The following is a 25308-nucleotide window of genomic DNA, read 5'->3' as shown; positions in this document are numbered from 1 at the left end:
CTTTGCAAAATTTATTGCACAACTGCTTTTATGGTATGCAGTCTAGTTCCATTGAGTTTGATTTCGTAAAAGTATATTCCTTTTCGTTCATTATCTAAATGATTTAGCTGAATATCCATTCTTCCAGAAATAGCATTGCCCTTAAATATTGATCTTTTTTGCCCTAATATGTTTATTAGGTTAACTTCTAAGACTCCATTACTTGGCAAGTCTAGCCTTAAAAATGAATCCTCTTTAATCGGGTTAGGTATAATCATCGCCTTTACGGTATGTTCCGAAGTAGATGCTATTGTCGAAATTGATTCTTCTACCTCATCAATTGACGGTATCTGATCACATGATGACGGACAAGAATCACTCCAGAAACCAACATATTTTCCATTATCGATATATCCAGCTGTAAACCATCCTGTCCTATTTCTTGCTAAATCTACCGTCTGCATTCCATTACCATCATTAAATACAATACCTATATCATCAGGAGACACTTCATTAGGAACGATGAATGACCATTTCTTCCATGGAGTTCCTGATATAGTGGCCATCGCTTGACCAGGCCAAGCTACGGTATTTTCTAAAGTAATATTTCGATTTCTATCAAACACATAAATATTCGAAGGCCCATTCCAGCTGTAGGTAGGCGTATTAAAATAAATATCTATAACTGTTGCATTTAAACCATCACAATCTATCGGACACTCAGCACTCCAAACACCTTCATGATACCAACCATCTGATGAACGCATCAAATCATCTGTTTGATTACCATCGGCATTAAACACCATACGTATATCATTTTCATGAACACCAGCAGGCAACTGCACTGTATAAGAATACCAATTTGTTGTTGGAAACAAACTCATGGATTGCCCTGGCCATTCATTAGTTCCAGAAAGTGTTGTATTTAAAGAAGCACTAAAAAAGTAAACCTGAACCTGATCACTCCAACCCCATGGTTTATAAAAGTTTACAGTAATTTCGGAAACCATTTCTGTCGTAACGAAAGTAACATCGCTTGGAATAGATTTATTTCCTTTTCTGTCTAATGCTATAATTCTAAATTCATAACTGGTATTCGCAGATAGTCCTGTAATATTTGTAGTTGTACCATTTACCGATTTCACAAACTCATCTCCTTCATAAATCTCATAACTAGTAACTGCAATATTATCCATAGACGCATTCCAAGTTAATGTTAGCGAAACCTGATCAATTTCTGATGCCACAACTTCTAATGGCTTAGACGGCGCTATTTCATCTAATGGAATTTCTATAGCTAACGGAACTTTCCAAACTCCTCTACCATAGGTTGCTGCTAATAACACATTATCCTTTAGATTTACCTCTAAATCTCTTACAGCTACATTAGGAAGATTGGAAGAATAATCTTGCCACGGTTCTTCTCCATTTTTTAAATATACTCCTAAGTAAGTTCCTAAATAAATAGATTCTGTTCCTTTGTGATGTCTCACTACGAATTTGGCATCTGGTGGTAAATCCCCAGAAATATCTTGAAAACTAACTCCTTGGTTTTCTGATCTAAAAACTTTTCCGCTAATAGATCCTGATGTTGATACATAAACAATTTGATTATTATCATTATGAACTTCGATAGAAGTAATTGAAGAAGGAAATGAATATATCTTCTCCCAGTTCACACCGCGATCTTTACTTCTATATAAATCTCTAAAATCAGCAGCGTAGATTATATTCATATCTGTAGGATCTAACTCTATATGATCTATATTACTACCTCCAAAATCAAAATCAGTTTGTTTTCTAAAAGAAACATTGTCTAATTTATAGAAGCTTTTAAATCCTGCATAAATATTTCCATTACGATCCGATACTAAAGGCGTTACCCAATTTCCTCTTTCAGGTCCTCCTCCAGAATATCTACGAGTTTTACCTCGATCTTCTGTTTTATACAAGCTAATTCCGTATTGAATAAATCCATAATATGTATTTGAATCATTACCCTGAACAGCACAATCCATACCATCTGCTCCATGATAAATATTCCATTGAGAACCATCTAAAGCATAGCCTCCATTATCTTGTAAACCACCAACCAAATGATCAGAGGAACTATTCTCTGCAACTGATATTTTATAAAACTGGCCAATTTGAAGACCTTTTGTCAAATCTGTAAACGATATCCCGTTATTTACAGACTCATAAATCCCTCCATCACTTCCACACAAAAGTCGGCCATTATAAAAACGTAAAAAATGTATATCTGCATGTGTATAAGTAGGCTCCGTTGGATTATTCCACCTATTTACTCTTATAAAATTATCTCCTCCATCAATCGATTTCCATACATTAAGACACCCTACAAAAACCATATCTGGATCCTGATCCGAAACTGCTAATGCCAAATCATACCATGCCTGCGTACTTTCTAAAATATTTTCAGTTTCCTGAGTTTTATGAAAGCTTGAACCAGCATCAGTTGACTTATACAAACCCTGGAAAGAGTTTCCAATGGCAGCACTTAACACATATACATAATTCGGATCTGCAGGAGTAACATCTATTACAAGTCGCGAAGAATTGGTGGGTAATCCACTTTGTACTACATAAAAACTATTACCTCCATCAGTAGATTTATAAAAAGTATTAGAAGTTGCTGCATAGATAGTATTGGAATCACCAGGTTTTATCTTTATATCCTTAATATTCCCTACTAATGTTTTTACCCAATTTACCCCAGCATCTTCTGTTTTATAAACACCTCTGCTAGTTGCCACCCATAATTTATTAGAATTATCAGGATCTATATAAATATCATTCCCAATTTCGTATTGATCAGAAGCTTCAAGACCAGTTTTATTCCAAGTAACTCCACCATCAGTGGATTTCAACACACCTATCCCATAAGAATCACTAGCATCATCATCGCCAGTGGATATATAAATTACATTAGAATTATTATAGTTAATTGCGATACCAGAAACTCCAATTTGAGGCAAATCATCAGATAAAGGCTCCCAATTTTCTCCATTATCTATAGATTTCCAAATTCCTCCAGAAGGCGCTCCCACGTACATGACATTAGATTGATTAGGATCAATGATCCCAACATTTATTCTCCCTTGACCTGGCGACCAAGAATTTGTAGGATCATGATCAAAAGGCCCAATCGGAAGCCAACTTGCCGTCATTTTATTGCTATACGCCTTCTTATTTTGTTTTTCTTCCCATACATCCCACAAAAAATCAGATGTTGGTAGTGTACCATTTGGCATTACTGTGTTCTTATGAAACTCCTGCCATCTTTTAAAAGGCTTATGTCCGTTTCCTTTTACATCAAAATCTTTATTCTCCCAATATCGATCAAACGCATTGACCAAGTCATTAAATTTTAATGTGTTTTTAGTATCGGATGTTGATTTTTGAACAATTTCAGACATCCATGGTGCATCTGCATTATATTGAGCATTTCCAATAGTAACTCTAAAAAAAATAAATAACCATAAAGCTATGCTAAAGACTAGGTTAGATTTAATCATATGAAAGGTTTATTAAGTTGTTAAAAAAGTATTATTGTTAAACCGTAATTCAACTACTCAAAAGTACCATTCATCTTCTCCAAACACTACTTCTTCATAAGCTTAAATACAACACAAAACAATGATTTTCAAACACTTAAATCTCCCTAAATCGATAAAGTTAAAATTATTTTTTTCGATAAAAACCTAAAAACATTGCTTAAAAACACTATCAAAATTTAACTAAAACGTTATAATCATTTTTTCCTACATTTTTATTCTATCGTTTGCGTATTTCGAACTTAAATATTGTAGCCATACCCCTTGTTTTAAAGACATGGCAAATTGTTTTATTTTGTAACGAAATACAACTACTTTAGTCTCATTATGCAAACCATCTGCTAACCATGAAAGAAAAGGGGAGATTTCTTAAAAAATATAGAGGTAACGAATGTTTAAACTGTGGTGTTCCTCTGGACGTTATAGATCGTTATTGTCATAATTGCGGTCAAATAAACACTACCAAAAAAATTTCGTTTAAAGATTTTTTTAATGAATTCTTTGCCAGTATTTTTTCTTATGATTCTCGATTAAGACACACCATCGTAGGATTACTTTTCAAACCGGGAGTCGTTACCAAAGAATATGTAGAAGGAAAGCGAATAAAATACGCCAATCCATTTAGGTTTTATTTAAGCGTCTCCATCATATTTTTTATCATTAGTGGATTGTTTATCGATTTTGACACTTTAATCCTTGAAGACCATGAGGAAAGAGATAAAAAAGAAGCATTTCAAGTCAAAATATCGAGCCCTTCATTGGCTGATGAAAGCAACAAAATCGATTCTATTGCTCAAAACAAAGAACAAGAAGATTTTGTATACTTTAATGAAGCTCAATTAGACACCATGGATATGTTTAAAGCTGTGAACAGCCGTTGGAAAACCTATAAGTCTCATTATAAAAAAACAGGGCAGTTATCAGCTAGTTTGGCACTAGACAGCTTACAACATAATAAAAGCGGATACACAAAATACCTATATAGAAGAAGTATTAGAACCGGAGATCTTAATGAAAATCCAATGGAACTTTTGAAATTTGTATTTAACAAACTTCCATTTATCATTTTTTTCTTTCTTCCTTTTTTCGCTTTAACCATTTGGTTGATCTACGTTAGACGCTCCTTTAACTACATGGAACATCTGGTATTTACTTTTCATACTCAAACCATGTTTTTTATTCTCATGGGGATAGCTATATTACTAGATCAAATTACAAATAGCGAAATCGCTTCTAGCATCGCTATGTTTGTTTTTCTTTTTTATCTGTATAAGGCTATGCGTAACTTTTATCAGCAAAAAAGAGCCAAAACTATTGTTAAATTTCTGTTAGTAAACATATTATTTTTTATCTTAGCAAGTATCGGTTCTTTGGTTGCAATAATAGGATCTATATTTATTTTTTAACAATGGTTGAGCAAATAACAAGAGGTATAAAAATTTCGGTAGATACTACCTTTGAAGGAACGTTCTTTAAGAACTACAAGATTCATTTTGCCTTTGGTTATCGCATCACCATAGAAAATCAAAGTAAAGATTCGGTTCAACTTACTTCCAGATTTTGGAAAATAAAAGATGCATTGAGTAATACTGAAATTGTAGAAGGCGAAGGTGTTATAGGCAAAAAACCAGTCTTAAAACCAGGAGAGTCTCATACTTATAATAGCGGATGCCTTTTAAGTTCTCCTTTCGGAGCGATGAAAGGACACTACAACATGGTAAACTTCACTTCTACAAGAAAGTTTAAAGTCATCATTCCTAGTTTTAAACTAAGTGCCCCTTTTGCTCTAAACTAAGTTTCTTAACTAAATCAAAACGTATTTTATTCCCTTCTTGTTGTACGTGACAATACTTACAATTAGAATCGTATACAAACTTATATTTTTTGGCAAGATTAAAAACAGTTCTCGGTTTGAATACACCTCTAAAATCCTCAATTCCACATTCGGTATATCTACTAATTTCAAACATTGAAACTTCTGATGACTTCTTTATCGTAAAATAAGCACTACTCCCGATTCCAGAAAGATACTGAGCATTTTTTAAAGAATTTGGCAACTCTATATTAGTAGAATATTCCATATCAGGAGTTCTTTTATCAAAATAGTTCGTAAGATTTTCTTTTAAAACGGAATTTGGATACTCCATTAAAATTCCATTCTCTACCTGAAATATCCGATTCTTCAAAGATCCTTTTTCTACATTTCCTAAAGGACTAGGTGTAAATAATTTATTTCTGAGTAAAGGTGTCCTGATACGAGATTTATCCGTGCTATTCAGAATGGTATCGGTAACAATTCTAGAGCAGTTACTACCTTCTTTTCTAAAAGTTGAATACGGAATACTTCCTCGATCCTGCATATCAACTACGTAAGACTTAGCTTTTTCATAATTAATATAATCGCAAACAGAAGCGACCAATCTTCCCGTTCCATGCGTTTTCTCGGGATGCGCCTCTAACCAAATAAGAAACTCATCTAGATTAGTCAAAGCACCATCATCAGAGAACGTAGCTTTAAATGGAATTTCTAATTCCACGTCTGTAATTGCACTACGCACCCTACCTTTTCCATGAGGCGTAATATATCTACCAAAATCGTAGTACTCGGCATTTCCAGTTTTATTTTCAATCAATACGAAAGCAGCATGCCCTGCCTTAATGACACCATTTTTTCCAAATCCAAAGAATTGCAAAACACTCGTAGATTTTGTTTCCTCCGCAGAAAATCTTACAAACGTATCTGGAAATGCTAATGAAATTATTTTACCCGTGTAATCCATCACAGATTTCACATTTTAATATTAATAACCTTAATTCTTTTATATTACAATAAGATACTATTTAACTAAGCAGTAATAGCACCAAAAGCTATGGTATGAACTTTGGAATTTTGAAGATCTTCGTATCGCATAGAAAGCTCTTCTTCATTATCCTTTACTACCTGAGTAATGCTTCGAGTTTTAAGAAAGCCTCTGTCGATTTGTAAATCGATATTTTTATCACCTATTCCAGCATTTTTATGAAAATTCAAAAGAGATTGGGAAGTCAACGTATTTTCTTGCTCAAATACATCAAACCAATTTTCTCTTGTACTTTTCATTTCTGAAGTATACAAAGTTGAAGATGACCAAATATGCGTTTGTTTTTCTAACTGTTTAAAATGTTTTTGTTTTCCATCCCAAACTAATTCATAAAACTTCAAATCCGAACTCCAATTTGCTGCAACGATGGTAAATGGTTCTATTCCTTTGTAATCATATGATTCTATTGCTTGTTCCAAATCATCCGCTTCCAATAAGTCCTTAACCACTACTCCTCGACTTTGCCTGTAAGAAATAAGTCTTTCATGGATTTTAAAACCTCCATTAAGCAAACAAATCATCGTATTTTTATCACTGATACCAATCCAAGTACCACCAGCCACCGCATCTTTAGGAAAAAGCATTCTAGTCTTATTAATCTGATAAAACTCTGGAACCAGTGTTTTTCGATTAATTGCCTCATCTCTATTAGAGGTTAATATAAAACCGTTTTCTTGGGTGGGGATCAAAGTTACTGTACACATAGGTCTTTTGGGTCGGATAAATTTTGTACAACTTACGAAAAAAATACATACAATACTTTACTCATGTTTATAAAAGGTTAAAATCAATATTGCCCTTTTTAATTTCCTATCTTTGCCGCTTTAAGTAAACGTACTCATCTTACAAACTAAATATATCAGATCATGGGAAAAGGTTTTTTTCAAGTTCCAACAGCTATCAATGAGCCTGTAAAGTCATATGCTCCCGGAACCCCAGAAAGAGAAGAAGTTCTGGCAACCTATAAATCAATGTATAATACTACTATTGATGTACCTCTTTATATAAACGGAGAAGAAATCAGAACTGGAGACACAGAAACAATGTCACCTCCTCACGACCATAAACATGTTTTAGGAACATATCATAAAGCTGAAAAACAGCATATACAAAAAGCTATCGACACAGCGTTAGAAGCTCGCACAAAATGGGCAAATCTTGCTTGGGAACAACGTGCCGCTGTATTCTTACGAGCTGCAGAATTAATTGCTGGTCCTTACAGAGCAAAGATTAATGCAGCGACGATGTTAGCGCAATCAAAAAATATTTTTCAGGCTGAAATCGATGCAGCTTGTGAATTTATAGATTTCTTGAGATTTAATGTAGAATTTATGACTCAGATCTATGAAGATCAACCAGACTCTACTTCTGGAGCTTGGAATAGATTAGAGTATAGACCGTTAGAAGGTTTCGTATATGCTATTACCCCTTTTAACTTTACTGCAATATCAGGAAATCTACCTGCGAGTGCTGCGTTAATGGGAAACACTGTTGTATGGAAACCAAGTGATAGTCAAATATATTCTGCAAAAGTAATTGTTGATATTTTCAAAGAAGCAGGAGTTCCTGATGGAGTAATCAATGTAGTATATGGTGATCCTGTGATGATAACAGATACAGTATTAGCAAGTCCAGATTTTGCTGGTATCCACTTTACGGGAAGTACTCATGTATTTAAAGACATTTGGGCTAAAATTGGAACCAATATCCACAACTATAAAACCTACCCTAGAATTGTAGGTGAAACTGGAGGTAAAGATTTTATTGTTGCACATCCAAGTGCGAATGCAAAACAAGTAGCAACTGGTATTTCTAGAGGAGCTTTCGAATTCCAAGGACAAAAATGTAGTGCTGCTTCCAGAGCTTATATACCAAAAAGCTTGTGGAGTGATGTAGAAAAATTCTTATTGGCAGACATCAAATCCTTCAAAATGGGATCTCCTGAGGATATGAGTAATTTCATTACTGCTGTAATTCATGAAGGATCATTCGATAAACTTGCTAAGTATATTGATCAAGCTAAAGAAGATGATAATGCTACAATTATTGCTGGTGGTGGGTATGACAAGTCAAAAGGATACTTTATAGAACCAACGGTAATTCTTACAGAAGATCCAAAATACACCACTATGTGTACTGAACTTTTTGGACCTGTGATTACAATCTATGTATACGATGACAATCAATGGGAAGAAACTTTAAAATTAGTTGATCAAACTAGTGAATATGCTTTAACAGGTGCTATTTTCTCTACAGATAGATATGCAGCTGCAGAAGCCACTAAAGCGTTAGAAAATGCTGCTGGAAACTTCTATATCAATGACAAACCAACTGGTGCTGTGGTAGGACAACAACCATTTGGAGGAGCAAGAGCTTCGGGTACTAATGATAAAGCAGGATCATACCTAAACCTATTACGTTGGGTATCTCCTCGTACGATAAAAGAAACATTTGTTTCGCCAGCAGACTATAGATACCCATTTTTAGGAGAATAGTTATAGTATTCTTAAAAAACAAAAGCGCCAAATGGCGCTTTTGTTTTTTTTATACCTTTTTACAATGAATATAAAAATTAGAACAGCAAAAATTGAAGATCTGCCTATTCTGTTAGATTTTGAGCAAGAAATTATAAAAACAGAAATCCCAATGGATCCAACTTTGATAACTTCAAAAAAAATAAACTACTATGACCTTTCTGAATACATTAAAGCCGATCATACAGAGGTAGCTGTAGCAGAAATTAATGGAGAAATAGTAGGTAGTGGTTATGGACAGATAAGAGACCGAAAAGTGTTTTTTAAAGAAACGGCGATGGGATATATAGGATTTATGTTTGTTAAGGAAGATTATCGAGGAATGGGAGTAAGTCAAAATATAATAAAACACTTATCTGATTGGTTTCGATCAAAAAACATCTATGAACTCCACTTAGATGTATATGATCAAAATCCTCGAGCCATTAAGGCGTATGAAAAAGCAGGTTTCGAAAAATATCTTGTAAAAATGAGAGTGAATTTAAAAGATTGACCCTCAGAATTAGTTATTGTTTATTTTCTATTAAAAAAATGAATTTTTATTTTCTTTGACTTTACAAAAACAAGAAACCTCACTTTGCTTTTTTCCTTAAAAACCAAGACAGTTTCATAGCTAAAGCACCATAAGCAGCACCTATTCTAATTTCTCTCTTATACGGAGCTAACTTAGCCTCAATACGCAAAGGTGATTTGGACTCCCAGACAACGTTCTCAGGATTGGCTATTTCATATATTTTAAGTGCCACTTCTATTTTACAAGGCTGTGAAAAACCTACATTATACCCAGGATAAACCCATAATGTTTCTACATGTAAATTATATTTTGCCTCAGGATTATTTTCTGAAACTTTGATTTTTCTTTTTTTAGGTATTGCATAATTCAAGTTTTCGATAAACATTGGTGCATATACAGTATCTCTATCAGCAAACCAAGAACCTTTGAACCTTTCGCCAGCGCCAGATCCAGGTTTATGTCTTTCTCGTATTCGCATCTTATCTTCTATAAACTCTTCTTCTGTTTCATAGCCATGCACTTTGATATTATCATACCCAAAAGTAACTGACAGTTCTTTTTCTCCCGCAAGTACAGAAATATCTCCAGAAGCTGTTTTGATTTTTTGGCCTAAAACAGTTAATGAACAAAAAATAATTAGAAGTATACTCAGCGTTTTTCTCATATTCTTAAGTGGTTAAGTATGTTTTCTCGGTAGTTTTTAGCAATTACTAATTGATAAGGAACTCTCCAAGTTTACTCTTTTTATTATAACTTATATTTTAATGGCATGTACACCACTTTTTTAGTTTCAAAAAACTCCTCTTCAAAATAATCTGACAAATCGTATTGATTAGCTTTTGGAAATGCAGAAAGTTCTTCGGTAAGATCACCTCCTTTTAAATACAATATTCCATTAGACAATTGATGATTAGACTTTTTAGTGATATTCTTTCTAATCCATTTCACAAAATCTGGCATATTAGTTACAGCCCTGCTTATGATAAAATCAAAACGTTCATCGAAGGTTCCTGCTCTTCTTTGTTCCGCTTTTACATTAGTCAACCCCAATGCTTTTATTACTTCATTTACAACACGAATCTTCTTTGCAATCACATCTACTAAGTAAAATTCAGTTTCTGGAAATAAAATAGCCAAAGGCACACCTGGAAATCCTCCTCCAGTTCCAACATCCAAAACTTTAGCACCAGGTTTAAATTGTTCGACTTTTGCTATACCCAGGGAATGCAGAACATGGCGTTCATATAATAAATCAATATCTTTTCTGGATATTACATTAATCTTAGCGTTCCAATCTTTATACAAATCACCAAGCCTTTCAAATTTTTCTTTTTGATCATCAGTTAGATTGGGGAAATATTTATGTAGAATATCCATGGACTAATTTTTAAAGCGCAAAAATACATCTAAACTTGGATATATTTTACTACTTTTTAAGAAGTTAAAAAAATATAAATACCTAACTTTACCGAATAAAGTATGACGAATACCGTTAAGTCATAAATATGAAACCCATGACTACACCTAATGTGAAATTTAGCAGAGTTGATTCAGCAAAATTTTTCAGAACTCTGAATAAGCGAGTGAATCAATATTTCAAAGAAAATAATATTAAACGAACGGGAAACTGGAAGCTACATTTGAAAACTATTATTATGTTTTCTATATTCTTGACCCCATATTTTCTAATACTCACCCTTGATATATCACAATGGTGGATGCTTTTGCTTACCGTTATAATGGGTATTGGTATGGCAGGAGTTGGTATGAATGTTATGCATGATGGAAACCACGGATCGTATTCTTCTAAAAAGTGGATCAACAAACTAATGGGAAGTAGCATGTATATTCTTGCTGGAAATGTATATAACTGGCAGGTACAACATAATGTTTTACATCACACTTATACCAATATTCACGGTCATGATGAAGATATGGATGCTGGTAGAATTATCCGTTTTACAAAACATGCTAAATGGATGAAGTTTCATAAATTTCAGCATTACTACTCTGTTTTTTTATATGGCTTACTCACTTTTAATTGGGCATTAACAACGGATTTTAAACAAACTAAAAGATATTTAGCTCGAAAATTAGCTTATGGTAAATTACCTAGTCCAATTAAACAGTGGAGCACTATTGTTATAACAAAAATTATTTACCTTCTAATTTGGATCGTAGTACCAATGGTGATTATGTCCATCGCATGGTGGAAAATCCTCATCGGTTTTTTCGTAATGCATTATGTAGCTGGTTTGATATTAAGTATCATATTCCAGTTGGCACATATGGTAGAAGAAGCTCAAATGCCTTTACCTGACACTACTGGTACTATGAAAAATACATGGGCAATACATCAATTATTTACCACTGTAAATTTTTCAACCAAAAACAGAATAATAAACTGGTTTACCGGAGGATTAAATCATCAAGTGGAACACCACATTTTTCCACATATTAGTCACATTCATTATACCAAAATTTCTAAGATTGTAAAACAAACAGCACAGGAGTTTAATTTACCGTATAATGAGTACAAGACTACTCGCAAAGCGATTATCGCCCATTTTAAACATCTAAAACAGATGGGAATGAAACCTGCTATGCGATCATAACTTTTATTTATCAATTACCAAAATGAGCACACAAGTATCGGAAATGAGTATTCAATTATCAGACAAAATCAACAAATTAAAGGCCTCTGCAACCTTAGCAATGGCAGCTAAGGCTAGAGAATTAAGAGCAGAAGGTAAAGATATTATCGGTTTAAGTTTGGGGGAGCCAGACTTTAATACTCCAGATTTTATAAAAGACGCAGCCATTCAAGCTGTTAACGATAACTACAATTCATATACACCGGTAGATGGATATGTAGAATTAAAAGACGCAATCATCACAAAATTCAAAAGAGATAACAATCTAACATATGATCGTTCTCAGATTGTAGTATCTACGGGTGCAAAACAATCTTTGTACAATGTTGCACAGGTATACCTAAACTCTGGTGATGAAGTTATACTTCCTTGTCCTTATTGGGTAAGCTACAGTGATATTGTAAAACTTGCAGAAGGAGTCCCTGTGGAGGTAAAAACTTCTATAGAGAATGATTTTAAAATGACTGCTGAGCAACTGGAAAACGCCATTACACCTAAGACTAAAATGATATGGTACAGTTCTCCTTGTAATCCTAGCGGATCTATATACAGCAAGGATGAATTAAGAGCATTGGCAGATGTTTTACAAAAATATCCAGACATTATCGTAGTTAGTGATGAAATCTATGAGCACATCAACTATGTAGGAGATCATGCTTCTATGGCTCAATTTGAAGATATGTACGATAGAACTGTTACGGTAAACGGCGTTGCCAAAGCATTTGCGATGACCGGATGGAGAATAGGTTATATTGGAGCACCACAAGCTATTGCTAGAGCATGTAACAAAATGCAAGGTCAGGTAACTAGTGGAGCTAATTGTATTGCCCAAAGAGCAGTTATTACTGCTTTAGAAGCTCCGGTAAGTAATATCCAATATATGGTTGATGAGTTTAAAAACCGTAGAAAACTAATTTTAGATTTATTGGCAGCGATACCCGGTTTTGAATGCAATGAACCTGAAGGAGCTTTCTATGTGTTCCCAGATATTTCTTATTATTTCGGAAAAACAATCGATGGAACAACCATTAATAATGCTTCAGACTTTTCTATGTTCTTATTAGAAAAAGCAAATGTTGCTACTGTTACGGGAGATGCTTTTGGAAACGGAAACTGCATCAGAATATCTTATGCGGCAAGTACAGAGCAAATTACTGAAGCTGTAGACAGAATCAAAAAAGCTGTTAGCTAATTTATCAAAATCATATATCTTTTATTAAAAAACCGATGATTCCGTAAAAATCATCGGTTTTTATTTTTTTCAAAATAAATTCCCGTTTTTGGAGTTATAAGTGGTGATATTCTAAAATGTTTTGGGGAAAACACTGAAGAAAGAAATAATTGTAGTTTGGACATAAATAACAATCTTAAAACCCGTATTTGTATTTATGGACATCCTAGAAAAAGAACGTATTGTTCAAAAAAATGTGCTTCAAATTTTCAAAGAAAATTTTCAAAGCCCTCATTCAGATGATGAGATTCTAAATTACACCCCTTCGGATATCGATAATTCAACATCCTATTACGAAGCAATACTTGATATCTTTTTTATAGAACCTATTTATTTACAGAGTGTACAAGGCAAAGTAAAAGACACCATTAAAAAAGTTGCGGAGCTTTGGCATATCAATCCTTATGCTGTAGGCCCCTGGGAAGCTGCGTTTTAACACACAATTTATCTATTTCTCCAAAAGAAAGGAGTAAGCAGTATAAGAACAGTAAACAATTCTAAACGCCCAATAAGCATTAAGAAGGAACACCACCATTTTCCAAATGCTGGCAGTACATCAAAATTATTCACAGGACTAAGTTTTCCTAAAGCTGGTCCAACATTTCCAAGTGAGGAAGCTGCTCCTCCAATCGCGGTTTCAAAATCCAACCCTAGCATTCCTAAAACCAAAGAACCAATTATAAAAGATAACATATACAATATAAAAAACGCAAGTATATTATATACAATCTCTTTAGAAACAGCCCTAGTATTATAACGTACGGGCAATACTGCTCTTGGATGCAATGTTCTTTTAAATTCTAAAATACCATTACGAATAGTAATTAAATGTCTTACTATTTTCATACCTCCTGCTGTAGACCCAGCAGATCCACCTAAGAACATTAAACCAAAAAATATTATTTTTAAGAAAGGTGTCCAGACTGTAAAATCAGCCGAGACAAATCCCGTTGTAGTTACAACCGCCAAAACCTGAAATAATGCATGCCTAAAAGCACTCTCAGCTTCTCCTAACACCATCGGGTGATCTATAACCGAATTTGCAGGATCCGCTTTCAAATAAATAATAATAGCAGAAACTGCGGTAAACACAACCATAAAAATTACATACCACTTAAACTCTTCATCTTTTAAGAATTTACCAAACTTCCCTTTAAAACCGAAATAGCTTAAAATAAAATTCATTCCAGCTAAAAACATAAATACAATAATAATATATTGAATTAGTGGTTGATCATTCCAATAAGCTACACTAGCATTTTTAGTTGAAAAACCTCCTGTAGATAAAGTACTTAACGCATGATTTATAGCATCGAAGAAATCCATCCCAGCTACTTTAAGCAATATGGTTTCTGCCGCTGTATATCCAAAATAGATAAGCCAAAGTCTTTTTGCTGTATCTGTAATTCTAGGATGTAACTTATCGGCACTAGGTCCAGGAGCCTCTGCAGCGAATAACTGCATACCTCCAATTCCTAATAATGGTAAGATTGCTACCGCTAACACAATAATTCCCATACCACCTATCCAATGGGTAAGACTACGCCAAAAAAGCACTCCTTTTGGCACAATTTCTATTTCATTAAGTATAGAAGCACCAGTGGTAGTATAACCAGACATGGTCTCAAAAAATGCATTGGTAAACGAGGGAATGGCATCAGAAAACAAATAAGGCAACGTACCACTTAAGGACATGAAAATCCATCCAAAAGTAACGACTATATAACCTTCTCTTTTATTAATCGATTTTTGATGCTCACGAGTAAGAAACATTAAAATTATTCCTACAAACATGGTAGATAATGCTGCTAACATGATTTGCATCGTAACGCCATCTTTATAGATAAAGCTAATGATAGTTGCTATCAGCATAAAACCTCCATTACAGAGCAATAAAAGCCCCATAATATGAGTAATAATTTTAAAGTTGAGCTTAGACATCTTAGAGGAAAAGTTTTTCTATTTTCTTAATAGATTTTGGCAAACAACACACTACTACTCTATCTCCTGCTTTTATATAAAAACCTCCCAGAGGAATCATTCCTTCTCCATCTCTAATAACACCTGCTATAATTGCAGATCTTGGAAAATCAAGATCTCTAATTAGATTATCACTTACCTCAGATGTAGGTTTTACCACAAACTCTAGCAACTCCGCATTCATGTTATTCAGTTTTGTCATCGCTACTACTTCTCCTTTTCTAATAAACCTGAATATATTGTTAGCTGCTAAGAGTTTTTTATTAATTAATGTGTCGATACCTATAGAATGTGATAATTGAAAATAATCCATATTTTCTACTAAAGCTATCGTCTTCCGAACACCTTTCGATTTTGCTACTAAGCAAGACATAATATTCGTCTCTGAATTACCAGTTACAGCAATAAAAGCGTCCATATCATCTATATTCTCCTCTTCTAACAACTCTACATTACGTCCGTCACCATTGATAATCAAAGCATTTGGAAGATCATCTGCTAGATCGAAAGCTTTGTCCTTATCACTTTCTATGAGTTTAACTCTAAATTTATGATCACATAAATCACAAGTTGTCTTATGACCTATTTTACTTCCTCCTAGAATCATCACTTTCTTGATCTGCTCCTTAACCTTACCGGTTAACTTATAGAGTTCTTCCACACCTCCTTTTGAAGTCACGAAATATACCTGATCCCCTTCCTTAAACTTAGTATCTCCTCTAGGTATAATAGTATATTGAGTTCCTGATCGCTGAATAGCAATTGGCATAAAATGTAATTCTGGAAAAATCTCTGCTGCTTCCCTAACCGTCTTATCTACAAAAAGAGCTGACTCAGAAAGTGTAGTCCCCACCATGGTTAATGCTCCATCTTCAAACTCATAACTATCACTAAAAGCAGACTGATTAAGTAATAGTTCAATTTCACTAGCAGCTAATGCTTCTGGAGAAATTAATTCATCTATTCCAAACTTAATAAAACCTACTTCTTCCTTATTTTCAATAAACTCAGTATTTGATATTCTGGCGATCGTGCGTTTTGCTCCTAATTGTTTTGCTAAAACACATACAGTAATATTAGTGGTCTCACTAGAGGTAACACTTATTACCATATCAACATTTTCTACTCTGGCATCTTTAAGAATACTTATTGAAGTTGCATCTCCCTTTATTACACGTATATCCAAGTGACTATCCGCATAATTTAAACATTCTTTATCAGGATCTATGAGTGTAATATCCTGAGACTCAAATGAAAGTAATTTCGCCAAATGAAACCCTACCTCGCCTGCTCCGGCAATAATAATTTTCATCGGTGTTTTTTATTATTTATCATCAAAAGATAAAATTAAACTTCAGCAGAAACCCTATTTTTAAAGGTGAAAAATTTCTACTAAAAAATAAAAGTCTACAAAGATAATGGAATTTAATAAACTGGTAAAATTATTAGATAACCTCCGCAAAAAACATGTCCTGAATGTTTACATATTAATTAAAAAGATTCATCTGTTTTGAACCAAGCGATTACTTTAAAAGAAAAAAATTAGATCAACTAATTTCTATCTTCCGGAATATAACGGTAATACATATATGTAAAACTTTTACAAATAGTAATATAATATCAGCACCTAAAGTAGTCCTAATAATTTTAAAACAAAAAACATTAATATTGGGTAACAATTTCATGATTACTGATATTAATAATCAACCTTAATATTCACAATAAACCCTAAAACATGCAAAAAACAACTACTATTTTACTATTATTATTTATCACAACAAACACCCTTTTAAGTCAAAACCTACAAATCACGAGAAGGGATTTTACAGACCCAAACAACTACGTACATTCTCTTATAGAATTGAATGAAACCAACGGGACTATTTTAGACACCTATGATTATACCGCTACATTCTCAGGGTTTAACGCAGTAGAAAGTTTAACTTATAATCAAGTAACAAAAGAAGTTTTCGGAATTTCTGGCGATTTGATTTTAAAATACAATCTGGAAAGCGGTACAGAAGACTCTTTTACCCTTCCATCATTAGCTTCAGGAGATTATCAGGATGTGATCATTGCCAACAATAGACTATTTGTTTCTCGAAGAGATTTTACAGATCCAAACAACTATATTCATTCTCTAGTAGAATTAAACCAAACCGATGGTAGCGTTATTAACGCATATGATTATACTGCAACATTTCCAGGGTTCAATTCTGTGGAAAGTTTGACTTACAATTCAGAAACCTCAGAAATTTTCGGTATTTCCGATAATCTAATTTTGAAGTACAACATAGAAACAGGTAATCAAGGATCGTTTACATTACCATCGCTAACTTCAGGGGATTATCAGGATGTAGTCATTGCAAATAATAGGTTATATGTTTCTAGAAGAGATTTCACAGATCCTAATAACTATATTCATTCTTTGGTAGAATTAAACCAGACAGATGGCAGCGTCATTAGCACTTATGACTATACCGCTACATTTCCAGGATTTGATGCTGTAGAAAGTTTAACTTACAGTCCAGAAACTTCAGAGATCATAGGTTTTTCAGAAACTTTAGTTTTAAAATACAGTATAGATACTGGAACAGAAAACTCTTTTAGTATGCCGACATTATCCTCCGGAGACTATGGAGCAATTGTAAGCACGGCAGATGACCCTTTATTATCAGTAGAGGACATTCAACTTCCTGAAGTAAATCAAAAAATCGTAAAAGCCCATAATTTATTAGGACAAGAAGTTCCGCTAGATTCTACCGACCAAATTATTATTGTTCTTTTTGAAAATGGTATCAGAAAAAAAGTTTACAACTCAAAAATATAAGCTTTCCAATAGAACCTAAAAGACAATCCAACAATTCTTTCTTAAGTACTTTTAATGTCATAAAATTAGGAAGGGTTGTTGGATTTCTCATTTTAAACATTAATCTTAAAAAGTAAAATCATTCACAATTCATTGCTACCCAATAAGAGTGATATTAAAAAACATTTCGCATTACTGTAACTAAATGACATTCTTTTCCTACGATACCTATCAAAAATGTATATTTGCCTAAATTTTTTTGAATGTCAGAAAAGATAACGCCATACAAGGATAAAACTACTACCAAGAAAGAACAGGTTACAGAAATGTTTGATACTATTTCTGGTAATTACGATGGCCTAAACAGAGTCATTTCTTTCGGGATCGATGTGAAATGGCGTAAAAAAGTTGTCAAAATAGTTTCTAAAACGCAACCAAAAAACATTCTAGACGTAGCCACAGGAACGGGAGATTTAGCAATTAACCTAGCAGAAACGGGAGCTACCGAGATTGTTGGCTTAGATATCTCTGCAGGGATGTTGGAAGTAGGAAAAGATAAAATCAAAGCAAAAAAACTAGACCAGATTATCACAATGGTGAAAGGTGACGGTGAGAGTTTACCATACGGGGATAATTATTTTGATGCTATCACTGTTGCTTTTGGTGTAAGAAATTTTGAAGATTTAGAACAAGGATTATCAGAAATATATCGAGTATTAAAACCAAAAGGAATATTTGTTGTTCTGGAAACCTCAGTACCTACCAAAACCCCTTATAAACAAGGTTACAAACTATATACCAGCTCAATACTACCATTAATTGGAAAGATCTTTTCGAAAGATAGATCTGCGTATTCTTATCTTAGTGAAAGTGCTGCAGCTTTTCCTTATGGAAATGCTTTCAACAATATTTTGAGAAAAATTGGGTTTATAGAAGTCGAGGATCATCCACAAACTTTTGGTGTCGCTACAATTTATACAGCAACAAAATAATATGAAAAGAATTTTTATTGCCATAGCTGTGATCGTTTGTACTCAAGATATGAGTGCACAGTTATTTTCTAAAGAACGTGTTAGAAATTTACAAAACTATGATAAGCCAAGATTAAGTTGGGGATATATTCTTGGATTTAACACCTATGACTTTAATTTTGACTATAAAGCTACTCCAGAAGGTGAAGATCCAATACTGGACAATGATGTAGAAGTGGCTAAATCCATTGGTTTTAATGTAGGTCTATTAGGGAATTTAAGAATCAACGACTACCTAGATCTTAGATTAGAGCCCCAAGTATCATTTGTAAGGAGAGACCTAACTTTTACGGGGCCTTTTTTCGATGAAAATCAAAGATTCAGAGAAGTAACTTCTACCTATGTTCATATACCATTACTATTAAAAGTTTCCACCAAGAGACTTAATAATTTTAAACCATTTATTGTTGGTGGAGTATCTACTTCTATAAATTTATCCAGTAATGAGAGTAATCCAGATGACAATAGTGTAGGACAGTTTAGAACAAAAACAAACACCAATTATTTTGAACTTGGATTTGGGGTTGACTTTTACTTGTTTTATTTCAAATTCACACCTTCGATACGCGGTGTGTTTGCTATGACAGATGAATTAGTAGCTGATACTGATCCTAATAGTCCTTATACATCGGCTATTGATAAAATGTCTTCCAGAGGAGTTTTTATCAACTTTACATTTCAATAAAAAATTAAGAACGTTTAAATTCATTAAGAATTATTGCAGTAGCGGTGGCCACATTCAAGCTTTCGGTTATTTGGGTTTCACCAAATCTTGGTATCGCTATTCTTTTTGAAACCAGTGATGCTATCTCACCAGAAATACCATTAGCTTCATTGCCCATTACAATAATTCCTTTTTTAGACAACGATTCTTTGTAAATAACCTCACCATCCATAAACGTTCCATACACTGATACTGTATCTTTATGCAAACTCAAAAAGTCAAAAAGGTTAGTATACGTTATATTAACACGTGTGATAGACCCCATAGTAGCCTGAATAACCTTTGGATTATAACAATCTACAGTTTGATCAGAACATACCAAATTAGTGATCCCAAACCAATCGCATAAACGGATAATGGTTCCAAGGTTACCGGGATCACGAACATCATCCAAAGCTACAATCAAATTATTGGTATCAATCAACTTAGCATTAGGGATATAAAAAAGCGCTAAAGCAAACTGTGGTGTCTTAAGAAAAGTAATTCCTTTTAACTCAGCCTCACTTACAATAAACGTTTTTTCTTTGGGTGTATTAAAAAAAGACTCATCCATGGAAAAAAGAGAATGAAGCTCTAAATCAGCATCTAAAAACTCCTGAATCACTTTTTTACCTTCTGCAACAAACAATCCATGTTGTTTTCGGTACTTTTTTTGATGTAAACTATTTATTAATTTCTTTTGGTTTTTGCTAACCATACAAATAATGTATTTTTGACACAATAATGAATCTAGATTGAAACACCTGTTCACAAAAATAGTATTTGTTGTAGTATCTACAATTTTTTTAATTTCCTGTAACGCAATTAAAAGAGTATCTGAAGAAGATTCTTTATTGGTTAAAAATGAAATTTTTGTAGATAGTATTAAAAGTAATGATACTAAACTTTACAATCAGCTATACCAAAAACCGAATTCAAAACTTGCATGGACTCCTTTTAGACTTCACCTCTATAATATGGCAAAGGTAAATCCTGATTCCTCTTATCAAAACTGGCTATATAAGAATCCTAAAAGAGAACAAAAATTAGTTAATTTTTTATCTAAAAAACAGGTTAATCGATTAGGTGTAGCCTATTCTGGAATTAATAATTGGTTAAAAAAAGCTGGAGAAGCTCCAGTTGTAGTTGATAGTGCAAAAGCAAAAAGATCTGTTAAAAGATTGCAGTCCTATTACTGGAATAATGGTTGGTTTAATGTAAAAACAGACTACAGCATCGATTATAAAGAAGATCAAAGAGCATCCGCTTCTTATTATGTAAGACCTCACAAACCTTACTTTATAGACACATTAAATACTAAAATCGACTCTAAAGTAGCTGATTCTATTTACAAACTAAATCAAGACAAATCTGCAATCGTTGTTGGAAAACAATATAGAACCTTAGATATCGAATCCGAAAGAGAACGCTTAACCAGCTTATACAGAAATTCTGGGCTATATCATTTCGAAAAAGAATACATAAAATTTGACGCCGATACTGTAAATACAGATCAAAAAATACACCTAAATCTACTTATTAAGGACAGACAAGTTACGGAAGATGAAGAAACAAAAAGAGTACCTTTTCAGGTACATAAGATTAGCAAAGTAAATGTATTTACGGATTACTCCTATCAAAACAGAAATGAAACTCCAAAAGACAGTGCCTCATACAATGGATATAACATTTATAGTTATGACAAGTTGAGATATACTCGCAAAGCTATTGCCAACTCTATACTGATAACACCAGGAGAAATTTTTAGAGATAAAGACCGAACCCTTACATATAATCAGATTAATAATTTAAAAACTTTTAAATATCCAAACATCCGATACATTGTAGATCCAGATGATCCAAAAGGAACCGACCTTATTGCCAATGTATTATTAACACCCAGAAAAAAATACAGTACTAATGTAGAATTCGACGTATCCACGTCTAATATTCAGGTATTCGGAATTGGTTTTAGTGGTTCATTCTTAATACGAAATGTTTTTGGTGGAGCTGAAATTTTTGAAATCTCAGGAAGAGGTAGTGTTGGATCCTCTAAAGATCCCGTAGATCCAAATGGGCAATTTTTTGACATTTCCGAAATTGGGGTCGATCTTAAATTATCATTTCCGAAAATTATTTTCCCACTTCAAACGAGGAGAATCATCCCTAAATACATGTCTCCGACTACCAATCTTATTTTCGGTATCAACACCCAACAAAACATTGGCTTAGACAAACAAAATGCTTCCGGAATATTCAACTATGAATGGAAACCCAATACAAAACTTACAAATCAGATTGATTTAGTTGATATTCAATACGTTAGAAATCTAAATACAGGAAACTATTTCAACGTATACTCCAACTCTTTCAGCAGATTAAATAATATTGCTAATGATGTATTAGATTCAAATTCACCATTTTTTGATCCTGAAAACGAGAATGAGACTAGATTATCAATTCCATCTGGTGCCAATAGCTTTATAATAGAATCGCTCAGCGAAACTCCTGATCCTGATCTTACTTCAGAACAATTACAAGAAATCAGAAATATCAACGAGCGAAAAGAACGACTTACAGAAGACAACCTTATTTTTGCTTCTAGCTATACCTATTTAAAAAATAATAGAGAAAATCTTTATGATGAGGATTTTTCTATTTTCAGAGCAAAAATAGAATTAGCTGGAAACGTTTTAAATACAGTTTCTAACCTAACAGGATTAAACAAAAACTCTAACGATCGTTTCGAGATCTTTGGAGTAGAATTCTCACAATATGTAAAAACAGAATTGGATTATATAAAACATTGGGATCTCGGTGGAAAAAGTGTTTTAGCCTTTAGAGCCTTTGGTGGGATCGCACTACCTTATGGAAATGCTAATAGTATTCCTTTTGCTCGAAGTTTCTTTGGTGGCGGTCCAAATGACAACCGTGCTTGGCTTCCCTACGATTTAGGACCTGGAAGTAGTGGCGGTAGGAATGAATTTAACGAAGCCAATATGAAAATTGCACTAAACGCAGAGTTTAGATACAATATTTTAGGCTCACTTAATGGAGCTTTCTTTGTAGATGCCGGTAATATTTGGAACGTTTTAGATAGTGTGGAGGAAGAAGATGCCGTTTTTTCAAGATTAGATGATATTCAGGAAATAGCTGTTGGAAGTGGTTTAGGATTACGTTATGATTTTGATTTTTTTGTAGTTAGATTAGATCTTGGTTTTAAAACATTCAACCCTGCTCGCTTAGAAGATCAAAGATGGTTTAAAGGTTATAATTTTTCTGAAGGTGTTTACAATGTGGGGATTAATTATCCTTTCTAAAAAACAATCACACTTTTCGTCTTTAAAATTAAAATTCATTCCGTATTATTTTATTATTTTTGTAGGCTTATTAACTAAAAGTAAATTATGAGTCACAACATCAAACCAGGAGTTGCAACAGGAGACGAAGTACAGGCTATCTTTAATCATGCAAAAGAAAATGCTTACGCCTTACCAGCGGTAAATGTAATTGGATCCAATTCTATCAATGCTGTATTAGAAACTGCAGCAGAATTAAACTCACCGGTAATTATTCAATTCTCTAATGGAGGAGCTCAATTTAATGCAGGAAAAGGACTTTCTAATGAAGACCAGAAAGCTGCAATTGCAGGTGCTACTGCAGGAGCTCGACATGTACACCTAATGGCTGAAGCTTATGGGGTACCTGTAATTTTGCATACTGACCACTGTGCAAAAAAATTACTTCCTTGGATAGACGGATTGTTAGAAGCAGGAGAAGCTTTTTACAAGGAAACAGGAAAACCTTTGTATAGCTCTCATATGATTGATTTATCAGAGGAGCCTATTGAAGAAAACATCGAAATCTGTAAAGAATATCTTGCTCGTATGAGCAAAATGGGTATGACTCTAGAAATAGAATTAGGTATTACCGGAGGTGAAGAAGATGGTGTGGACAATAGTGATGTAGATGATTCTAAATTATATACGCAACCTGAAGAAGTTGCTTATGCTTATGAAGAGTTAAGCAAAGTAAGTGATAAATTTACTGTAGCAGCTGCTTTTGGTAATGTTCATGGTGTGTATAAACCAGGGAATGTAAAATTAACTCCAAAAATTCTGAAAAACTCTCAGGAGTTTATTTCTGAAAAATATGGTGTAGAACATAACCACATTGACTTCGTGTTCCACGGAGGAAGCGGTTCTACTCTAGATGAAATTAGGGAAGCGATTGGATACGGAGTAATTAAAATGAATATTGATACAGATTTACAGTTTGCTTTTAATGAAGGGATTAGAGATTACATGACTGGTAAGATTGATTATCTTAAAACGCAAATTGGAAATCCAGAAGGGGCCGATGAACCTAATAAGAAATATTACGACCCTAGAAAATGGTTAAGAGAAGGTGAAGTTACCTTTAAAACCCGTCTTAAAAAGGCGTTCGAGGATTTAAATAATGTAAATACATTATAACTAATAGACAACCAAGCTGAAACTCTGAATAAAAAGAGTTTCAGCTTTTTTAATACAAATAATTTATGGCTTGGTTTAAGAGAACTCAAAAAGGTATACAAACCGCTACTGAGGACAAAAAAGACGTTCCAAAAGGACTTTGGTATAAATCTCCAACTGGGAAAATAGTTGATGCAGAACAACTAGAAAAGAACTTTTATGTAAGTCCCGAAGACGGATATCACGTAAGAATCGGTAGTAAAGAATATTTCGAAATTCTTTTTGATGATAATAAATTTAAAGAATTAGACAAAAACCTTTCCTCTAAGGACCCTCTTAAATTCGAAGACAAAAAGAAGTATACTGAACGTCTAAAAGATGCTCAAGAGAAAACAAACTTAAAAGACGCTGTTAGAACTGCAGTAGGAAAATCAAATGGTAATGACATTGTAATTGCTTGTATGGATTTTTCATTCATCGGTGGATCTATGGGAAGTGTTGTTGGAGAAAAAATAGCAAGAGCTGCAGATCATTCTTTAAAACATAACATACCATTTATGATCATCTCTAAATCTGGAGGTGCTCGAATGATGGAAGCAGCATTATCACTTATGCAGTTAGCAAAAACTTCTGCTAAACTTGCTCAACTGGCAGATGCAGGAATTCCTTACATTTCTTTATGTACAGATCCTACTACAGGAGGAACGACTGCCTCTTTTGCAATGCTCGGAGACATTAATATTGCAGAACCCGGAGCTTTGATAGGATTTGCTGGTCCAAGAGTTGTTCGCGATACCACAGGAAAAGAACTTCCTGAAGGTTTCCAAACGGCAGAATTCCTTAAAGAACATGGGTTCTTAGACTTTATAAGTCCTAGACAAAATCTAAAAGAAAAAATAAACCTATATCTTGATCTTATCCTAAACAGACCTTTGTCTTCTAATTGGAGATAAGATTTTTAGACAAACAAAAAAGCGTCCTTG

Annotated in this window: 21 protein-coding genes; 13 read left to right on the top strand and 8 right to left on the bottom strand. The window is 33.6% G+C overall.

The genetic code is table 11. The features are described from left to right. Positions 1-11 precede the first annotated feature (11 nt). Positions 12-3515: a starch-binding protein gene (locus ABD077_RS08745; RefSeq protein WP_343911934.1), complete on the bottom strand. Its 3504-nt coding sequence runs from the start codon at positions 3513-3515 to the stop codon at positions 12-14. A 386-nt stretch (positions 3516-3901) separates the two neighbouring features. Between ABD077_RS08745 and ABD077_RS08740 the strand changes: the two genes are divergently transcribed. Then, positions 3902-4960 (top strand): DUF3667 domain-containing protein, encoded by a 1059-nt coding sequence (locus ABD077_RS08740; RefSeq protein ID WP_343911933.1) that lies wholly within the window; start codon positions 3902-3904, stop codon positions 4958-4960. Positions 4961-4962: 2 nt separating this feature from the next. Further along, a complete protein-coding gene (gene apaG, locus ABD077_RS08735) occupies positions 4963-5349 on the top strand; it encodes a Co2+/Mg2+ efflux protein ApaG (RefSeq protein ID WP_299602706.1) in 387 nt (128 codons plus the stop codon). Here apaG and ABD077_RS08730 read toward each other — a convergent pair. Together ABD077_RS08730 and ABD077_RS08725 are read right to left on the bottom strand one after the other, a co-directional pair. Further along, a complete protein-coding gene (locus tag ABD077_RS08730; RefSeq protein ID WP_343911977.1) occupies positions 5318-6334 on the bottom strand; it encodes a DUF6695 family protein in 1017 nt (338 codons plus the stop codon). The genes apaG and ABD077_RS08730 overlap by 32 nt on opposite strands. Positions 6335-6399: 65 nt before the next feature. Next, a complete protein-coding gene (locus ABD077_RS08725) occupies positions 6400-7119 on the bottom strand; it encodes an NRDE family protein (RefSeq protein ID WP_343911932.1) in 720 nt (239 codons plus the stop codon). A 162-nt stretch (positions 7120-7281) separates the two neighbouring features. On the opposite strand from ABD077_RS08725, the gene pruA reads away from it, so the two are divergent. After that, on the top strand, positions 7282-8910 hold the full coding sequence (pruA, locus tag ABD077_RS08720) for an L-glutamate gamma-semialdehyde dehydrogenase (RefSeq protein ID WP_299602713.1): 1629 nt from the start codon (positions 7282-7284) through the stop codon (positions 8908-8910). A 64-nt stretch (positions 8911-8974) separates the two neighbouring features. Then, a complete protein-coding gene (locus tag ABD077_RS08715; protein ID WP_343911931.1) occupies positions 8975-9442 on the top strand; it encodes a GNAT family N-acetyltransferase in 468 nt (155 codons plus the stop codon). Positions 9443-9521: 79 nt separating this feature from the next. On the opposite strand, the gene ABD077_RS08710 is transcribed toward ABD077_RS08715, so the two are convergent. Together ABD077_RS08710 and rsmG are read right to left on the bottom strand one after the other, a co-directional pair. Then, complete coding sequence (locus tag ABD077_RS08710; protein WP_343911930.1) at positions 9522-10127, bottom strand: hypothetical protein; 606 nt, start codon at positions 10125-10127, stop codon at positions 9522-9524. Positions 10128-10210: 83 nt separating this feature from the next. Beyond that, positions 10211-10840: a 16S rRNA (guanine(527)-N(7))-methyltransferase RsmG gene (gene rsmG, locus ABD077_RS08705; protein WP_343911929.1), complete on the bottom strand. Its 630-nt coding sequence runs from the start codon at positions 10838-10840 to the stop codon at positions 10211-10213. 137 nt (positions 10841-10977) lie between these two features. Here rsmG and ABD077_RS08700 point away from each other — a divergent pair, with 137 nt between their 5' ends. The 3 genes from ABD077_RS08700 to ABD077_RS08690 all read left to right on the top strand — a co-directional run bounded on the left by ABD077_RS08700 (position 10978) and on the right by ABD077_RS08690 (position 13784). Beyond that, positions 10978-12078, top strand: a complete 1101-nt coding sequence (locus tag ABD077_RS08700; RefSeq protein ID WP_343911928.1) for a fatty acid desaturase family protein — start codon at positions 10978-10980, stop codon at positions 12076-12078. Between the two features lie 43 nt (positions 12079-12121). Further along, a complete protein-coding gene (locus tag ABD077_RS08695; RefSeq protein ID WP_343911976.1) occupies positions 12122-13309 on the top strand; it encodes a pyridoxal phosphate-dependent aminotransferase in 1188 nt (395 codons plus the stop codon). Between the two features lie 196 nt (positions 13310-13505). Next, positions 13506-13784, top strand: coding sequence for a hypothetical protein (locus ABD077_RS08690; RefSeq protein ID WP_343911927.1), 279 nt, complete (start codon positions 13506-13508; stop codon positions 13782-13784). Positions 13785-13792: 8 nt separating this feature from the next. Here ABD077_RS08690 and ABD077_RS08685 read toward each other — a convergent pair whose 3' ends face one another. Both ABD077_RS08685 and trkA read right to left on the bottom strand, forming a co-directional pair. Next, complete coding sequence (locus ABD077_RS08685; protein WP_343911926.1) at positions 13793-15289, bottom strand: TrkH family potassium uptake protein; 1497 nt, start codon at positions 15287-15289, stop codon at positions 13793-13795. A gap of 1 nt (position 15290) precedes the next feature. Continuing rightward, positions 15291-16640 (bottom strand): Trk system potassium transporter TrkA, encoded by a 1350-nt coding sequence (gene trkA / locus ABD077_RS08680; protein WP_343911925.1) that lies wholly within the window; start codon positions 16638-16640, stop codon positions 15291-15293. Between the two features lie 423 nt (positions 16641-17063). Here trkA and ABD077_RS08675 point away from each other — a divergent pair, with 423 nt between their 5' ends. From ABD077_RS08675 to porT, 3 genes are all read left to right on the top strand, one after another. Further along, complete coding sequence (locus tag ABD077_RS08675; RefSeq protein ID WP_343911924.1) at positions 17064-18158, top strand: NHL repeat-containing protein; 1095 nt, start codon at positions 17064-17066, stop codon at positions 18156-18158. Between the two features lie 242 nt (positions 18159-18400). After that, the gene (ubiE, locus tag ABD077_RS08670; protein ID WP_343911923.1) at positions 18401-19129 is read left to right on the top strand and encodes a bifunctional demethylmenaquinone methyltransferase/2-methoxy-6-polyprenyl-1,4-benzoquinol methylase UbiE; all 729 of its coding nucleotides are present in this window, start codon (positions 18401-18403) and stop codon (positions 19127-19129) included. 1 nt (position 19130) lies between these two features. Next, positions 19131-19853, top strand: a complete 723-nt coding sequence (gene porT / locus ABD077_RS08665; RefSeq protein WP_343911922.1) for a type IX secretion/gliding motility protein PorT/SprT — start codon at positions 19131-19133, stop codon at positions 19851-19853. 4 nt (positions 19854-19857) lie between these two features. Here the strand turns inward: porT and ABD077_RS08660 are convergent, their stop codons facing one another. Beyond that, positions 19858-20589, bottom strand: a complete 732-nt coding sequence (locus tag ABD077_RS08660; RefSeq protein WP_343911921.1) for a TrmH family RNA methyltransferase — start codon at positions 20587-20589, stop codon at positions 19858-19860. A gap of 37 nt (positions 20590-20626) precedes the next feature. On the opposite strand from ABD077_RS08660, the gene tamL reads away from it, so the two are divergent. From tamL to accD, 3 genes are all read left to right on the top strand, one after another. Beyond that, complete coding sequence (tamL, locus tag ABD077_RS08655) at positions 20627-23191, top strand: translocation and assembly module lipoprotein TamL (protein WP_343911920.1); 2565 nt, start codon at positions 20627-20629, stop codon at positions 23189-23191. Positions 23192-23278: 87 nt separating this feature from the next. Continuing rightward, the gene (gene fbaA, locus ABD077_RS08650) at positions 23279-24346 is read left to right on the top strand and encodes a class II fructose-bisphosphate aldolase (protein WP_343911919.1); all 1068 of its coding nucleotides are present in this window, start codon (positions 23279-23281) and stop codon (positions 24344-24346) included. A 65-nt stretch (positions 24347-24411) separates the two neighbouring features. Further along, positions 24412-25278, top strand: coding sequence for an acetyl-CoA carboxylase, carboxyltransferase subunit beta (gene accD, locus ABD077_RS08645; protein ID WP_343911918.1), 867 nt, complete (start codon positions 24412-24414; stop codon positions 25276-25278). Positions 25279-25308 lie beyond the last annotated feature (30 nt).

The sequence above is a fragment of the Aquimarina litoralis genome (genome assembly GCF_039523995.1).
In the GTDB taxonomy this organism is placed as follows: Bacteria; Bacteroidota; Bacteroidia; order Flavobacteriales; family Flavobacteriaceae; genus Aquimarina; species Aquimarina litoralis.
The sequence above is the reverse complement of the archived record's forward strand: the minus strand, read 5'-3'. Positions and strand labels throughout refer to the sequence as shown.

Coding starts and splice junctions, on each gene's coding strand:
- ABD077_RS08745 (WP_343911934.1), bottom strand. CDS start 3,515: ATGATTAAATCTAACCTAGTCTTTAGCATAGCTTTATGGTTATTTATT.
- ABD077_RS08740 (WP_343911933.1), top strand. CDS start 3,902: ATGAAAGAAAAGGGGAGATTTCTTAAAAAATATAGAGGTAACGAATGT.
- apaG (WP_299602706.1), top strand. CDS start 4,963: ATGGTTGAGCAAATAACAAGAGGTATAAAAATTTCGGTAGATACTACC.
- ABD077_RS08730 (WP_343911977.1), bottom strand. CDS start 6,334: ATGGATTACACGGGTAAAATAATTTCATTAGCATTTCCAGATACGTTT.
- ABD077_RS08725 (WP_343911932.1), bottom strand. CDS start 7,119: ATGTGTACAGTAACTTTGATCCCCACCCAAGAAAACGGTTTTATATTA.
- pruA (WP_299602713.1), top strand. CDS start 7,282: ATGGGAAAAGGTTTTTTTCAAGTTCCAACAGCTATCAATGAGCCTGTA.
- ABD077_RS08715 (WP_343911931.1), top strand. CDS start 8,975: ATGAATATAAAAATTAGAACAGCAAAAATTGAAGATCTGCCTATTCTG.
- ABD077_RS08710 (WP_343911930.1), bottom strand. CDS start 10,127: ATGAGAAAAACGCTGAGTATACTTCTAATTATTTTTTGTTCATTAACT.
- rsmG (WP_343911929.1), bottom strand. CDS start 10,840: ATGGATATTCTACATAAATATTTCCCCAATCTAACTGATGATCAAAAA.
- ABD077_RS08700 (WP_343911928.1), top strand. CDS start 10,978: ATGACTACACCTAATGTGAAATTTAGCAGAGTTGATTCAGCAAAATTT.
- ABD077_RS08695 (WP_343911976.1), top strand. CDS start 12,122: ATGAGTATTCAATTATCAGACAAAATCAACAAATTAAAGGCCTCTGCA.
- ABD077_RS08690 (WP_343911927.1), top strand. CDS start 13,506: ATGGACATCCTAGAAAAAGAACGTATTGTTCAAAAAAATGTGCTTCAA.
- ABD077_RS08685 (WP_343911926.1), bottom strand. CDS start 15,289: ATGTCTAAGCTCAACTTTAAAATTATTACTCATATTATGGGGCTTTTA.
- trkA (WP_343911925.1), bottom strand. CDS start 16,640: ATGAAAATTATTATTGCCGGAGCAGGCGAGGTAGGGTTTCATTTGGCG.
- ABD077_RS08675 (WP_343911924.1), top strand. CDS start 17,064: ATGCAAAAAACAACTACTATTTTACTATTATTATTTATCACAACAAAC.
- ubiE (WP_343911923.1), top strand. CDS start 18,401: ATGTCAGAAAAGATAACGCCATACAAGGATAAAACTACTACCAAGAAA.
- porT (WP_343911922.1), top strand. CDS start 19,131: ATGAAAAGAATTTTTATTGCCATAGCTGTGATCGTTTGTACTCAAGAT.
- ABD077_RS08660 (WP_343911921.1), bottom strand. CDS start 20,589: ATGGTTAGCAAAAACCAAAAGAAATTAATAAATAGTTTACATCAAAAA.
- fbaA (WP_343911919.1), top strand. CDS start 23,279: ATGAGTCACAACATCAAACCAGGAGTTGCAACAGGAGACGAAGTACAG.
- accD (WP_343911918.1), top strand. CDS start 24,412: ATGGCTTGGTTTAAGAGAACTCAAAAAGGTATACAAACCGCTACTGAG.